This window comes from Methylosinus sp. LW4, assembly GCF_000379125.1.
Classification (GTDB): domain Bacteria; phylum Pseudomonadota; class Alphaproteobacteria; order Rhizobiales; family Beijerinckiaceae; genus Methylosinus.
This window is the reverse complement of the sequence record NZ_KB900626.1, coordinates 3,328,905-3,344,249: the sequence shown is the minus strand read 5'-3', so window position 1 is coordinate 3,344,249 and position 15,345 is coordinate 3,328,905. Positions and strand designations below refer to the sequence as shown.

Below are 15,345 nucleotides of genomic sequence, written 5' to 3'. Positions count from 1 at the left end.
TTTCCCAATGTCCGAGAAGCCCGGCGTCAAGGGCGACATCGTCCGCATCATTCTGCTCGGTCTCGGCCTCGCGTCGATCTCGAGCATCATCTATCTCGCCGGGCCTTTCATCGCCTTCGGGAGCTGGCAGCCGCTCGAGAATGAGATCGTGCGCGACATCGTCATCGTGCTGATCGTCGCCATTGCTGCCTCGGTCGCGGGCTTCTCCTTCTGGCGCCGGCGCAAGAACGCCGCATCGCTGGCCGATGGCGTCGCCGGTGCGGACGCCGAAGACGATTCCGTCGTGCTCGGCGAGCGCATGAAGGACGCGCTCGCCACTTTGCGGAAATCCGCCAAGGGCGGCTCCACCTATCTCTACGACCTGCCCTGGTATGTCATCATCGGTCCGCCCGGCGCCGGCAAGACGACGGCGCTGGTCAATTCGGGCCTGCGCTTTCCGCTCGCCGCCGGCGCGACGCCGGAGGCGATCGCCGGCGCCGGCGGCACGCGCTATTGCGATTGGTGGTTCGCCGAGGACGCCGTCTTCATCGACACCGCCGGCCGCTACACGACGCAGGATTCCGACGCCGCGCTCGACAAGCGCAGCTGGTTCTCCTTTCTCGATCTCTTGAAAAAGCATCGCCCGCGCCAGCCCATCAATGGCGTGCTGGTGGCGATCAGCGTGCAAGATCTGCTGCTGTGCTCGCGCGAGGAGCGCGCCGCCCATGCGCGCGCCATTCGTGCGCGCTTGCTGGAGCTGCACGAGCGATTGAAGGTGGATTTCCCCGTCTACGCCGTCTTCACCAAGGCCGATCTCGTCGCCGGCTTCAACGAATTCTTCGCCGATCTCGACAATGACAAATTGCAGTGCGTCTTCGGCGCGACCTTCCAGACCGCCGACAAGAAGCTCAATCTCGTCGCCGAAATTCCGCGCGAGCTCGACGCGCTGATCGAGCGCTTGAACCAGACCATGCTCGACCGTTTGCAGGAGGAGCCCAATCCCGCCAATCGCGTGGCGCTCTACGGCTTCCCCGCGCAAATGGCGGCGCTCAAGCGTCCGGTGCACGACTTCCTCAACGCGATCTTCGAGCCGACGCGCTATCACTCCAACGCCAATCTGCGCGGCTTCTATTTCACCTCCGGCACGCAGGAGGGCGCGCCGATCGATCAGCTCATCAATGCGCTGGTCAAGAATTTCGGCGCGCATGATGTCGGCGGCATCGGCTTCCGCGGCTATGGCAAGAGCTTCTTTCTCTATGATCTCGTGGAGAAGGTCATCATCGGCGAAGCCGCCTGGGTGTCGACCGATCCGCGCGCGGTGCGGCGCGGCTTCTTCCTGAAGACCGCGGCCTTCGCGCTCATCGCGCTCATCAGCGCGGGCGCGAGCTTCGCGATGTGGAAGAGCTATTCCGCCAATGCCGAATTGACTGCGAACGCGCAGACGCTGGCGCGCGAGTACGCCGCCGACGCCGCCTATCCGCTGACGCGGCAAATGGTCGTCGAGGATCGCGACTACGGCAAGATTCTCGGCCTGCTGCAGAAGCTGCGCGACGCGCCGACGGGCTATGCGCATCGGGGCGGTCCCGAATCCTTCTTCGAAGGATTGGGCTTCGGCCAGCGCCCGCGTCTCGTCGAGGCTTCCGTCGCCTCCTATCGTCTCGCGCTCGAGCGTCTGCTGCGGCCGCGGCTTTTGTTCCGCCTCGAGGAATTGCTCGAGGAACATCGCGACGATCCGGGCTTCATCTATGAGGCGCTGAAGGTCTATCTGATGCTCGGCCATGCGCGCACGCCCATAGATCGCGAGGTGATTCTCGCTTGGGAGCGGCGCGATTGGCGCGACAATCTCTTCCGCGGTCCGCTCGCCGACAACGCCAAGGCGCTGGAGCAGCATCTCGACGCCATGCTCGAGCTCGACACTGGCGAGCTGCTCGTTCATCCCAATCAGACGCTCATCGACGAGAGCCAGAAGACTCTCGCGCGCTTGAAGCTCTCCGAGCGCGCCTATGAGCTGCTGAAGTCTGAAGCGCGCACGCTCGACGTCGCCGATTGGACGGCGCCGGGCGCCGGCGGTCTGCTCTTCGATCAATTGTTCGAGGAGGCGAGCGGCAAGGATCTCGACTCGATCCGCGTGCCGGGCTTCTACACTTACGAAGGCTTCAAGCGCGCCTTTCTGCGCGGCCTTCCCGGCATATCGGACCGCGTGCGCAAGGAGCGCTGGGTGCTCGGGCGCCCGGGCGACGAGGAGACGCTCGGCGACGAATATCGTTCGCTCGGCAATGATCTTCTCGCGCTCTATGGCCGCGATTTCGACGCCGCCTGGCGCGGCGCGCTCGCGCGGCTGAAGATGAAGCGCCTCAACGCCGACAAGCCGCAATATCGCGCGCTCGGCGCCGCCACCGCCTCCAACTCGCCGTTGAAGGCGCTGTTCGAATCCGTGGTGGAGGAGACGTCTCTCACCAAGGAGCGCAAGCTGCGCAAGGAGGCGCCGGCCAAGGAAGGCGCCGCCGCGCCGCAGATCGCCGCGAGCGATCTCTTCCCCGGCCGTGGCGACCGGCCGCCGGGCGAGGAGATCGAAAAGCGCTTCGTCCCCTTCCAAATCTGGCTCGATGGCTCGGGTCCGCGCAAGCCGATCGACGAATTGCTCGCCGAGCTGAACGACATAAAGGACAATCTCGTCGTCGGCGCCACTCTGCCGGAGAATTCGCCGCAGGCGAATGCGGCGCTCGCCATGCAGCTGAAGAAATTCCGCGGCACGGCGGATCGCCTGCCGGAGCCCTTCCGCCCCATGCTCACCGGCGCGGCCTCCGATTTCGATCGCGCCGTGCTCGACTCGGAATTGATCCGGCTGACCGGCGCCTTTCGCGAGCAGGTCGCGACCTCCTGCCAGCAATTGACGCCCGGCCGCTATCCTTTCGTCAAAGGCGCGGCGAGCGAGATCGGCCTCGCCGAATTCGGCCGGCTGTTCGGGCCGAACGGCATACTCGATTCCTTCTTCAAGCAGTCGCTCGCCAAATATGTCGACACGGCCAAGACCCCCTGGGCCTTCCGGCCGGAATATCCGCTGACCGCGCGGCTCTCCGCGGCCAGCCTGCGCGAGTTCCAGCGCGCCGCGCAGATTCGCGACGCCTTCTTCCCGTCGGGCGGCAACATGCCCAATCTCGCGCTCACCGTCTTTCCGCCGCCGCTGAGCGGCGCGGGCCGCACGGCGAAATTCGAGGTCAACGGCCAGGAGGCGACCTCCGTCGCCGGAACCTCGGTGACGCCGCGCGCGATCCAATGGCCCGGCGCCGGCGGCGGCCGCGCGGCCGTGAGCCTCGCGACCGATCTCGCGCCGAGCCAGACCGCCGCGGCGGACGGCTCGGCGCCGGCGGCGGCGCCCATAGTGCTCGAGCGCTTCGGCGGCTGGGCTTTGTTCCGACTGCTGGATGCCGCCGGGCGCTCCTATGCCGGCGAGCGGCTGAACGCGACCTTCTCGCTCGGCAAGCAGACGCTGATCTTCGGCTTTCAGGCGGGCTCCACATTGAAGCCGCTCACTCTGCCGGCGCTCACCGAATTCCATTGTCCGACGCAATTGTGAGGGACGCGGAATGCGGCGCGGACTATTCGGCAAGCTGCAGGCGAAGCGCGATTTCGTCTCCCAGGGCGCGCCGCGCGGCTTTCTCGCCGCCTTCGAGCCCTGGATTCAAGGCGGCGTCGCCTCCAGCCGCGCGCAGCTCGGCGACGCTTGGCAGGCCGCCTATCTCACCGCGCCCATCTGGCGCTTCTGGCTCGGCCCGCAGCTCTGCGCCGGCGTGACGACGCTCGGCGCCTTCATGCCGTCGATGGATGGCGTCGGCCGCTATTTTCCGCTCAGCGTCGCGTTTTTCGCCGAGGCGGGCGAGACGCTGTCGCCGCCGGAGGCCGATCCGCAGGACCTCTGGTTCGCGACGCTCGAGGATTTCCTGCTCTCGACATTGGAGCAGGGCGTCGCTTTCGAATCGGCGCTGGAAGCGCTGGAGGTTCTGCCCGCGCCGGCGCTGGAGCAGCCGCAGGCGCGTCTCCTGACGGCGAGCGCGGCCGCGGCGCGCGTCGGCGAGGCGGGCTTTGCCGAAGCCTGCCGTTCCGCCCGCGAGGCGCTCGCCCGCGCCAAGGCCGTCGCCGATCAGAGCTTCTGGTGGACGCAAGGCGGCGAGGGTTTCGCGCCTCACGCGTTGGCTTCGACCGGCATGCCCGATCCGGCGATCTTTTCGGCCATGATCTCCGGCCGCTTCACGCCCGCGGCGAGCGAGCCATGAGCGGCATGGCCGATCTTCGCCCGATGCGCGCCTTCGCGCTCTCCGACAAGGGCCGCGTGCGTGCGGAGAATGAGGATAATTTCCTGTCCAAGCCGCATATGGGCCTTTTCGCCGTGGCGGACGGCATGGGCGGCCACGCCGCTGGCGCGACCGCCAGCGCGGTGGTCGTCGACAGTCTCAGCCGCGTCGCGCCGCAGAGCGCGGCGGCGGAGCTGCGCCGCCAATGCGAGGCCGCCTTGCAAGGCGCGCATCGCGATATTCAGCGGCAGGCGGCGCTGCGCGGCGTCGGCACGATGGGCTCCACCGTCGTCATGCTGCTGACCTTCGACCGCTATTACGCTTGCCTGTGGGCCGGCGACAGCCGCGCCTATCTGCTGCGCGGCGGCGATATCGTGCAGATCACCATCGACCACACAGAGGCCGAGCAGCTGCTCGCCGATGGCGTGCTCACGCCGGAGGAGGCGCGCAACTGGCCGCGCCGCAATGTCATCACCCGCGCGGTCGGCGCCGGCGAGACGCTGGCGCTCGATTTCGTCAATGGCGAGCTGTTCGAGGGCGACATGCTCGTGCTCTGCTCGGACGGGCTCACCGGCCATGTGACGGCGGCGGAGATCGCCGGCCTCGCCAGCGGCCGCGCGCCGGAGGAGGCCTGCCGCGCGCTGATCGATCTGGCGCTGGCGCGCGGCGGAACCGACAATGTCACAGTCCTCGTCGCCGCCTATCGGCAGCAGGAGGAGGAGCCGACCCGCTTGCGCCCGGGACGGGAGGAGTCCAGAGAAACCACGAGGCCGCGTTGAAGAAATTCACGCGGACCATCTATCATTCATGCTCATGCGTACGGTTCGCCGCCTTCTCCCTCTCCCCGCGGGCGGGAGAGGGCTGGGGTGAGGGGCTCGGGGCGCTGGCCAGAAACGGAAAAAGCCCGAGCCCCTCATCCTCACCTTCTCCCCGCGCGCGGGGAGAAGGAAGGCGGCGAAGGCCGCGCCAAACGATTTATAGAGCGATCAAATGTCTTACTCGCCGGATGTCCAATCGATCCATGGCGCCCTGCCGCCCGGCACGCGGCTCAACGCCAATTACGAGATCGACGCCTTTCTGAAGGCGGGCGGCATGGGCGATGTCTATCGCGGCCATGAGATAGAGACGGGCGACACGGTCGCCATAAAGCTCATCCGCGATCAGCTCGCCGGCGACGAGGCCGTGCTGGCCATGTTCCGCAATGAGGCGCTGGCGCTGCGCCGCATCCATCACGAAGCCATCGTGCGCTATTTCGGCTTCACGCTGGAGCCGCAGCTGCGCCGGCATTATCTCGCCATGGAGTTCGTCGAGGGCCAGCCGCTCTCCGATATTCTGGACCGCGGCCCTTTGCCGGCGCCGCAGGTTCTCGCGCTGATGCGCCGCATCGCCGCCGGCCTGCAAGCGGCGCATGAGCAGAATCTCGTCCATCGCGACGTCTCGCCGGACAATATCATCGTGCCGGAGACCGGCATCGCTCGCTCGCGCATCATCGATTTCGGCATCGCCCGCTCGCTGCGGGTCGGCGACAGCACGGTGATCGGCTCGGGATTCGCCGGCAAATACAAATATGTCTCGCCGGAACAGCTCGGCCTCTTCGGCGGCGATGTGCGCGCGGCCTCCGATATCTACAGTCTCGGCCTGGTGCTGGCGGCCTGCCTCATCGGCAAGCCGCTGCCGATGGACGGCACGCAAGTGGAGGTGATCGAGCGCCGCCGCGTCCTTCCCGATATCTCCGCCGTCGATCCGATGATGCGGCCGATCATCGCCGCAATGCTGCAGCCGGACCCCGAGGCGCGGCCGCGCAGCATGGCCGAGCTCGCCGCCTGGACGCCCGACGCCGACGAGCGCGGCTCCACCGTCTTCGCCCCGCGTGGGGTGAGAGCGCCCGTCCCGACCCGAGCGCCGGAGCCGCCGCCGATTCCGGTTCCGCTCGGCGCCGCGCCCCTTCCGCCGCCGGCGAGACCCGCCGAGGAGAAGACGCCGCGGCGCGCCGGCCTCCTTATCGGCTCTCTCGCCGCGGTCATCGCGCTCGCCGCCGCAGGCTTCGGCGGCTGGCGTTATCTTCATCGCGAGGAGCCGGCCGCGACCACGCAGGCCGAGACGTCGCCGACGACCGACGTCGCCGCCGAGCCGCCGCCGCCCGTCGTCGAGCCGCAAAAGCCCGCCGAGACGCGGCCCGATCCTTTCGTGCGGCTGCGCGAATATGCGCGGGATTTCGACGGCGGCGATTGCTTCCTCGCGGTCGTCGGCGAGATTTCCGCCGGCGAAGCGCAGATCGACGGCTATGGCCGCGGCCGCGAGCCCTTCGACGCGCTCGACAAATCGTTCAGGGATGCGACGGGCGTTCCCGCCGCGATCGGCGTCCGCAAGGTGACGGCGCCGCAATGCCCGGCGCTCGCCTTCGCCAAGAAGTTTCTCGCCGTCCGCGAGCCTTTGCGCTTCGACGTCGCGCGCACGCAATTGCAGCGCAGCGGCGACAAGCTCGAGGGCGCGATCGAGACGCGCGCCGAACATGTGCGTTTTCTCATAGTCGACGACGACGGACTGGTGAATGATCTCAGCGCTCGGCTCGGACAGGAGCCCGGACGGCGCGACTTCGCGATGGAGCTGCGCGCCACTCGGCCCGGCCCGGTGCTGCTGGTGGCGATCGCCGGCGCCACGCCCATCTCCCCGGCCGGCGCCGCCCGCGCGGCGACCGCCAAAGAAGTGTTCGCCAAGCTCGCCGAGGAGCTCGCCAATGCGTCGCCGCCGCCGGCGGTGGCGCTGAAATATGTGTCGCTGGTCTCGGGACGCTGAGCGCCGCCGGGGCCGGCGAAAATAGCCCCGAGATTTTTCGACCTCGGACTTTGAAGCTCGCATTTTCCGGCGCTGCGCCGGGCGGAGGTTGCTCATGGCGCGATCAGTGACAGGATTTGCGATCGATCGCGCGGCGCTGGCCGCCTTCCGTTTCCCCACGCCGTCATGGCCGGGCTTGTCCCGGCCATCCACGCCAGGACGCCGAGACCTCTCGAAAGCTCGGCGTGACGCGGAGGCTCCGATGGGGAGTCCGTCATGGGACGAATCCGTCGATAGCGGGCGCTTTCCTGCGATTTCTCGGCTACCTGGCGTGGATTGCCGGGACAAGCCCGGCCATGACGGCGGCGGCATTTTGCGATGGGTGAATCCGATAGCCGGCAAGGGGAGGGTGATCGCACCCCTTCTGGCGTTGGCGGCGCTCGCTCTGCCGCTGGGAAACGCGCGCGCCGACGATGCGCTCGTCCGCAGCTTCCGCCAGGGCGGCGACGTCGCCTCGGTCGGCGTGGTGGAGGCCGGCGCGGACACCGAGATCGAAGGTCCGCAAGCGATCTATTCCGGCGCCGACGGCGAGATCTATCTGCTCGATCAGGTCAATGGCCGCGTGCTGCGCTTCGATCCGCGCAAGCCCGCCGAGGCGACGCGCTCGCTCGAATTGCCGAGCGATCTGCGGCCGACCGACATCGTCGTCGCCAGAGACACGATCTATGTGTGGGACGAAGGCCCGCGCGCCTTGCAGGCGACCGGGCCGCAGGATGCGCAGACGCGCAGCCTCGCGGTGACGCGCTCCGTCTCCGCGCCGGACGAGGCGGTGCTCTCCGCCTTTGCGCAGACCGGCTCGCAGGAGATCGGCGAGGACGCCGCGACGCGCAGCCTCGGCGACGGCAAGCCCTTGCGCTCGCGCCAGACCATCGCCTCGCATGGACGCGGGCAGGTGGTCGCCGATGTGAACGCCCTCGACAAGAAAGGCGTCTCCATCTCCTTGCAGATCAAGGACGGAGCCGCGCTCGCCAAGCTCAAAATGCAGGTGCGCAGCCGCATCGGCTCGGTGGAGCTGCTGGATGTCGATCAGCGCGGCCGCATTTTCGTGCTGGGCGAGAATATCCCGACCGACGCCACCGACCAGCCCTCCACCTTCGTCGCCCGCTACGCCTCCTATGGCGCGCTCGAGGGCGTCTATGAGCTGCCGCTCGATAAGCAAGTCGCGCTGTCGCGCCGCTTCGTCACCGTCTCGGCGGAGGGCGACGTCTATTTCCTGCGCACGCGCAAGGGCGGGGTCGATCTGCTCGGCGTCGGCTTCCGCCCGATGAAGAATGGGCAGACCATCGATCTCGCGCCGCCGGCGCCGGCGATTCCCTCTTACGCGCTCACGGATTTCGGCAAGCGCAAGGGAGCCACGGCGGCGACGCGTCCGCTCGATCGCACGCAGGTCGTGCAGACCGCGCTGCAATTCGCCAATGTGCGCTGGCGCGTCAACGCCGGCGCCTATGGGGCGGACCCGGATCGCTCTTGCAGCGGCTTCGCGCGCATCCGCCGGCCGGGCTATCTGCACGGCAAGCTGGGGCAGGAGGTCGTCGGCATTCCCTATTGCTGGGGCTGCCATGGCGCGCTGCCGCGGATTGCGGCGGAGATCGGCGCCGGGCGCCTCGCCGGCAATGTCTGCACGCGCAACGATCCTCGGCCCGATGTCGCCGGCGTCGATTGCTCCGCCTTCGTCAGCGCCTGCTGGGGCCTCTCCACCCATTTCACCACTATGGCCATTCCGGCCATCTCGCGCGAATTGAGCAATCCTTGGGATCTGCTGCCCGGCGACGCGCTCAACAAGCCGGGCTCGCATGTGATGCTGTTCATGCGCTTCACGCCGGATCGCCGCGCCGAGGTGATCGAATCCTCGACCGGCGGCTGCAATGGCAAAGTGTGCCGCAACATCTATCCGCTCGCCTCGCTGCTGGCGCGCGGCTATCGCCCGGTGCGCTTTCGCGGCCTCGCCAATGACATGAGCGCGCCGACGCCGGTCGCCGCCGTCGCCACGGCGACGCCCATGGGCAAGACCAAGCCGGAAAACGCCCGGCCGGAAGCGCTGGATCAGAACGGCGCCGAGAAGCCCGCCAAGGGCGCAGTCAAGACGCGGATACGGTGAGAGCGGCATGATCCTGCGCCTGCGCACCGGCTCGGAGACGCTGATCCTCGGCCCGCGCGCCGCCTTCGCGGGCCTCGCCGGCCGCGACCGCCGCGCGCTGGTCAGCGAATATGAGGTGCGCCGCCGGCTGCGTCTCGCGCTCGCCGATCCCGAGGGCGCCGATGCGCTGCGCCGCGCCTTCGCGCTTTGGCGGGAGGAGGGCGCGCGCATTCGCGAGGCGGACGATCGCGCGCTGATCGATCGCGTCGCGCGCATGAGCCGCAATGGCGCGCTGGCGGCTTTCGTCGTTCAGGATCGCGCCAAGGGCCTCGGCGTCTCCACTGCCGCCGCGCCGCCGAGCGGCGCGAATGTCACGGGCGCGAATGTCACGGGAATGAATTTGCAGGAGCGTCTGACGGCGACGCTCCGCCTCGTTCCGAACCATTTGAGCGGAACGACGAAGCAGGCTTTCGCCGAGCTCATCGAGCCCAAAGCGCTGGCGATCACGGCCGAGGTGCTGGCGCTATGGGCGATCTCCCATGCTTTCGGCGCGGGCGAGGCGATCGACGCCGTGCTGCTGGGCGCGGGCGTCTATTTCGGCGGCGCGCAAGTCTGGCAGGGGCTGCATGCGCTGTTTCATGCGCTCGATCTGATCCGCATGGCGCAAAGCGAAGCGCAGCTCGACGAGGCGGCGGCGATTTTCGCCGAAGGCGTGACGAAGCTCGGCGTCGCCGTTCTGATCGCCGCGCTGACCCATGGCGCCGCGAAAAAAGCCGCGCGCTGGACCGAGAAGAAGCCGAGCCTCCGCAACACGCCGCAGGAGAGAGCGCCGAAGACGGAGAGGTTCGAGCCCAAGCCGAGCAAGCCGGCCGGGCCGACGAATGAGCAGAAGCTGTTGCAGCCCGGACTGACGGAGCAGCTCGCGAAAATCTATGAGAAGGCCCCGGCGGCGAAGCAGGAGATAGACGCCGTCGCCGCGGAGATCGCCGAGAAGACCGGCGGCGCGGTGGCCAAGGCGCCGCTCAAGGACATCGACCGGGCGCGCGCGAAGATCATCGCAGATTATCAAGGCGACGCCTCCCGTATCCGCGACATAGCCCGCAACACGATCGTCGTCGAAGAGGAGAATTTCGACGCCGCCGTCGCGCTGCTGAAGGAGAAAGGCGCCAAATGCAAAATCATCGCCGCGGGATCGGACGCGCTGGGTTATAGCGGCGCCAATACGGTCTTGAAGACAGAAGCCGGGATCATGGCGGAAATTCAAGTCAACACGCCGCAAATGATCTACGCCAAGGAGACGCCCGAGGTCGCCAAGCTGATCTTGGGCGAGGAGAAATATGCGGAGATCGCCAAAGCCGCGAATCTCGAGGGCGGACGCGGGCATGCGCTCTATGAGGCGTATCGCGATCTTCCGGCCGGCGATCCGCGGGCCGCGGAGATCGAGGCCGAGAGCCGCGCCTATTACGACGCCATTCGGCGCGCGGGAGGAAAGTGATGGGACTATCGAAAGCCGATTTTCGTGACCGCGACATCTATGTCGACTATCCTTTCGAGGATGTGATGTTCCGCTTCGACAGCAAGACCGGCAGCTTCTTCCAAAAATTCTACGGCGCCGCCCATGAGGCGGCGGTGCCGCACGACAACAGGCTGCTCACCGAGGCGATTCTCCAAGGCGAGGAGATCGACGCCGCCGCCTATCACGCCGGAAAAAAATGATCGGCGCGCGGCCGGAATGTGCGTCATCTCACATCGCCGCGCTTCCCGCCTCTGATATCGGTTGCGACGACGACAAGGGCGATGATAGCCTCGAGTCATTGGGATCGCGTCTATTCATCAGACAATGGCCATCGGCGAAATGACGAAGCATTGGAAAAATTTCGTCCTTGCCCTCGCGAGCTTCGCTCTCGCGGCCATCGTCGCGTCTCCCGCCTTCGCCGAGCGCCGAGTCGCTCTCGTGCTCGGCAACGCCGAATACGACCACATCGCCAGGCTGAAAAATCCGGTCAATGACGCCAAGGACGTCGCCGAGACGCTCGAGAAGGAGCTGGGCTTCGAGGTGATCGCCATCGTCAACGCCCGCAAGGATCAGCTCGACGGCGCGCTCGCGGACTTCTCCCGCAAGGCCGCCGGCGCCGATGTGGCGCTGTTCTATTACGCCGGCCATGGCGTGCAGAACGAGGGCAAGAATTATCTGCTGCCGACCGACATCGCCGTGAAGGACGTCGCCGACGTCGAGTTCAAGGCGCTGGACATGGACCGCGTGCGGTTGGCGCTCTCCAAATCCGCCGGCGTCAATATTCTCATCCTCGACGCCTGCCGCAACAATCCTTTCGACAGCCTCGTCACCGCCTCGCGCTCGGTCGACGGCGGCTTGCTGCCGCGCGGCCTCGAGCGGATGGCCGTCGCGGTCAACAAAGGTGCCAAAGGCATTCTCGTCGCCTATGCGGCCGCGCCGCATGAGGTGGCGCTGGACGGCGCCGGCCGCAACAGCCCCTTCGCCGAGGCGCTGCTCAAGAATCTGAAAGCGCCGGAGGTGGAGATTCGCCGGCTGTTCAACCTCGTCAGCGACGATGTCGCGCGCACGACCAAGGGCAAGCAGTCGCCGGAAATCTCCAGCCGCATCTATGGCGACTTTTATTTCCTCAGCCCGGACGAAATGGCCGAGCGCGCGTGGCAGAAGGCCTCCAAGACCCAGGACCCGGCCGATTTCCGCAGCGTGCTGACGCTCTATCCGACCTCGCCCCGCGCTCGCGACGCGCAGCTGCGGCTCGATCTCTTCGAGAGCGTGCAGCGCTGCAACGCCGAGCAGAAGGAGCTGGAGGCGATCTCCCCCGCTGATCTTACGCGCCTGCGCGCCGCCGCCGGTCGCTTCTCCTGCGACGCCGCGCGCAAGAGCGCCGAAGCGCTCGTCGCCAAGGCGGAGGAGAAAGAGCGTCGCGAGCTGGCGAGCTGCGAAGCCGACAATAAAGCGCTCGGCGCCCTCGGTGAGGACAATCTCGCCGGCCTGCGCGCCGCCTCCGCGAAAATGTCCTGCCCCGACGCGCGCCGCCGCGCCGGCGATCTCATCGCCCGGCTCGAGGCGAAGGAGCAGCGCGAGCGCGAGATTTGCAACGCCGATCTCGCGGCGCTGCATTCGGTCCCGCGCGACGATCTTTTCGGCCTGCGCGCCGTTTCCGGCCGCCTCGCTTGCCGCGCGGCGATAGAGGAAGCCAAGCCGCTGGTCGCGGCGCTGGAGGCGAAGGAGCGCCGTGAGCGCGAGACCTGCGAGGCCGAGCGCAAGGCTTTCGCCGCCGTCGATCCGAGCGATCTTCCCGGCATGCGCGCCGCCGTCGGCCGCATGACTTGCGCCGCCGCGGTGGAAGGCGCGCGCTTCGTGCTCGCCCGCCTCGAGGAGAAGGAGCGCCGCGAGCGCGATATTTGCGATACAGATCGCAAGGCGCTGGGCGCCGCCGGCGTGAGCGACATTGGCGCGCTGAAATCCGCCGCCGCCAAAATGCGCTGCGAGGCGGTGCGCAACGACGCCAATCTTCTCGTCGCCGAGCTGGAGAGCAAGGCGATCCGCACCGAAGGGCAGAGCTGCGACGCCGAGCGCAAGACCGTCGCCGGAATGGGCGGCGACCTCGCGCGGCTGCGCGCCGCCGCGCTGGGCATGAAATGCGACGCCGCGCGCGATGACGCCAAAGGCCGCCTCGCCAAGCTCGAGGAGCAGGAGATTCTCGCGCGCCAGACCTGCGACGCCGAGCGCAAGACGCTGCAATCCAAAGCGGACGACCTCATCGCTCTGCGCGCCGCCGTGCTGGCGACCACTTGCGAGGATGTGCGCAAGGACGGCAAGGCGCTGGCGGCCGAGCTGGAGAAGAAGCAGCGCCTCGCCAAGGAGAGCTGCGACGCCGATCGCAAGGCGCTGGACGGCAAGTCCGGCGATCTCTCCGGCCTGCGCGCCGCGCTGGACGGCATGAGCTGCGAAACGGCGCGCGCCGAGGCCCGCCGCAAGATCGCCGAGCTGGAAGGCGCCTGCGCCGCCGATCGCAAGAGCGTCGCCGATGTCGATGCGACGAGCTTCGACGCGCAGCAGAAATTTGGCGCGCTGCGCGGCCGCAAATTCTCCTGCGGCGATGCGCGCGGCGATCTCGACAAGACCGTCGCCGCGATAGAGACACGCGTGCGCGCCGCGCAGACGCAGCTGAAGACGCTCGGCTGCTATGCGGCCGCCGCCAATGGCAAGCTGGACGAAGCGACCAAATCCGCCCTCGCCGCCTATGCGAGCAAGAAGGGCGAGGCCGCGCCGACCCGCCTCACCGACGAGCTGGTGGCGCAGCTGCAGGGCCAGACCGAGATCGTCTGCCCGCAGCAGGCCGCGCCCGTCGCCGCCAAGCCCGCGGAAGCGCCGGTCAAGGACGCCGCCCGCGAGGAAGCGGCTCCGGCCGCCAAGCCGGCCAAGCACAATGCGCGTCGCCATGAGGAAGAGGACGAGGAGCCCACGCGTCCTGCGCGGGCCGGCAAGCGGAATCAAATCGCCGCGCCGGTCGTCGCCCCGCGTCATCTGCGCGAGCGCGCGCCCGTCGAGCGCCCGGTTGTCGCCCGCCCGGCGCGTCCGGCGGCCCCGGCCGTTGTCGCCGCCCCCGTCGCCGCGACGCCGAAACCGCTCTCATGGTCGCATAATCCGGGCTTCTGATTTTTAGTCGTCGCTCAGGCGCCAGGGGCGCGCGTCAGGCCCCACATCGCGAAGGTCGCGAGCGCCGCCTCCACTTGCGCGCGCGTGCGGCTCTCCTCCGCTGCGCCGGACATTGCGCGGGCGAGATCGTCGACCGTCCGCGTTCCGTCGAGAAGATCGAGAAAGCGCCGCGTGTCGTCGCCCTCGAGTGCGACTTGCGAATGCCGATAGCTCGTCACCGAGCCGAGGCCGAGCCGCGCCTGCGCGCGCGCCAGCGGATTGGCGAATGGCTTTTCGCCCGGATTTCGCCCGACAGGAAAAGGCTCTGTCGCCAGGCGCGCCATATTGCCGGCGAAGAGCCGCAGCAGCGCCGAGCGCGCCGCGGGCTCGGGCGCGATCTCGTCGATCGCGAGCGCGCGCGGATAGGCCGCGCCGAGCCGGCGCATGGCCGCGCCGAAAGCCTCGTCCCGCGTCGAGACCTCGCCCTTGCCCGCCGTCTTGAAAGCGTATTCGCCCGCAGCGACGCTGGCGTCGACGAAGGGCTCGAGCGGCGCCTCGAGAAAGAGGCCGGAAAGACGCTCCGGCGCGAAGCGCCGTTCCAGCGGCGCGCCGGCGCGGCAGAACAGGCTGCGACGAAAAAACCGCGTCTCGACGAAATCGAGCGCCTGCTCATAGGCGATCTGATCGCCGCCGGTGAGCGGCAAGGATTGGCTCCACAGCTCGCTCTCCCATAGCGCATGTCCCACCAGCGAGGGATCATTGTCGCAAAGATAATCGAGCCCATGCGCGCGCGCCGCGGCGACGACGGTGGAGAAGAGCTGCGGATCGTAAATCTCGCCGAGCTCGTCATGAAAAATGAGCCCATCCGGCCGGCCGAGAAAATCACGCGCCTCCAGCGCCAGCGCCTTGCGAAAGGCGTTGTCGCTCGCCGACCATTGCTCGGCGTAGAAGCTCGCCGTCGCGCGCGCGGCGGCGATCTTGCGTTCGGGCTCCGCAATTCCCGCGACGGCGCTGAGCAGCATATCGCGCAGACCCTGGCGCAAGCGGCAGCCCGGCAACGCATTATAGCTGATCATGGCGACGCCGCGCGGCGACAGCAGCCGCCCGCACAGCGCCATCACCGCATCCTGAACGATTTTCGGCGCCCAGGCGTAGACGCCATGCGCGATGATGTAATCGAAGGATTGCGGCTCGGCGGCAAAATCGCGCAAATCGCCGCAAACGAGCTGCAGATTGGCGACGCCCGCCGCCGCCGTCAGCTCGCGTCCTGCGGCGACGGCGCGCTCGGAGAGATCGACGCCGATGAATTGCGCGCGCGGCGCGCCGATCGCCATGCTGGCGAGATTGATGCCATCGCCGGCGCCGATCTCCAGCACGCGGCAGTCCTGAAAGGGCGCTGCGGGCCGTCCCATCAATTGTGAAAGAGCGCCGAGCTGCGTCGGATGCGTCCAATGGCGGACGGCGTAAGGATAGTCCTGCTCGTCATAGACATTCGTCATGGGAATGGG

At 67.9% G+C, this 15,345-nt stretch carries 9 protein-coding genes; 8 read left to right on the top strand and 1 reads right to left on the bottom strand.

From position 1 onward, the window contains the following. The first annotated feature begins 7 nt into the window (after window positions 1–7). From tssM to METLW4_RS26590, 8 genes are all read left to right on the top strand, one after another. Window positions 8–3,556 (top strand): type VI secretion system membrane subunit TssM, encoded by a 3,549-nt coding sequence (gene tssM, locus METLW4_RS0116645; RefSeq protein WP_018267368.1) that lies wholly within the window; start codon window positions 8–10, stop codon window positions 3,554–3,556. 10 nt (window positions 3,557–3,566) lie between these two features. Continuing rightward, on the top strand, window positions 3,567–4,253 hold the full coding sequence (gene tagF, locus METLW4_RS0116640) for a type VI secretion system-associated protein TagF (protein ID WP_018267367.1): 687 nt from the start codon (window positions 3,567–3,569) through the stop codon (window positions 4,251–4,253). After that, window positions 4,250–5,050, top strand: coding sequence for a PP2C family protein-serine/threonine phosphatase (locus METLW4_RS0116635; protein ID WP_018267366.1), 801 nt, complete (start codon window positions 4,250–4,252; stop codon window positions 5,048–5,050). The genes tagF and METLW4_RS0116635 overlap by 4 nt, the downstream gene beginning before the upstream one ends. Before the next feature lie 211 nt (window positions 5,051–5,261). Beyond that, window positions 5,262–7,067 carry a serine/threonine-protein kinase gene (locus METLW4_RS28340; RefSeq protein WP_026191570.1) on the top strand — a complete coding sequence of 602 codons (1,806 nt, stop codon included), beginning with the start codon at window positions 5,262–5,264 and terminating at the stop codon, window positions 7,065–7,067. 310 nt (window positions 7,068–7,377) lie between these two features. Then, window positions 7,378–9,204, top strand: coding sequence for a hypothetical protein (locus tag METLW4_RS0116625; RefSeq protein WP_157235200.1), 1,827 nt, complete (start codon window positions 7,378–7,380; stop codon window positions 9,202–9,204). Between the two features lie 7 nt (window positions 9,205–9,211). Beyond that, window positions 9,212–10,678: a hypothetical protein gene (locus METLW4_RS26595; protein ID WP_018267364.1), complete on the top strand. Its 1,467-nt coding sequence runs from the start codon at window positions 9,212–9,214 to the stop codon at window positions 10,676–10,678. Continuing rightward, on the top strand, window positions 10,678–10,899 hold the full coding sequence (locus METLW4_RS0116615; RefSeq protein WP_018267363.1) for a hypothetical protein: 222 nt from the start codon (window positions 10,678–10,680) through the stop codon (window positions 10,897–10,899). The genes METLW4_RS26595 and METLW4_RS0116615 overlap by 1 nt, the downstream gene beginning before the upstream one ends. Before the next feature lie 139 nt (window positions 10,900–11,038). Further along, the gene (locus METLW4_RS26590; protein WP_198290193.1) at window positions 11,039–13,858 is read left to right on the top strand and encodes a caspase family protein; all 2,820 of its coding nucleotides are present in this window, start codon (window positions 11,039–11,041) and stop codon (window positions 13,856–13,858) included. Between the two features lie 14 nt (window positions 13,859–13,872). On the opposite strand, the gene METLW4_RS0116605 is transcribed toward METLW4_RS26590, so the two are convergent. Beyond that, window positions 13,873–15,336 (bottom strand): methyltransferase domain-containing protein, encoded by a 1,464-nt coding sequence (locus METLW4_RS0116605; protein WP_020493747.1) that lies wholly within the window; start codon window positions 15,334–15,336, stop codon window positions 13,873–13,875. Between the last annotated feature and the right edge of the window lie 9 nt (window positions 15,337–15,345).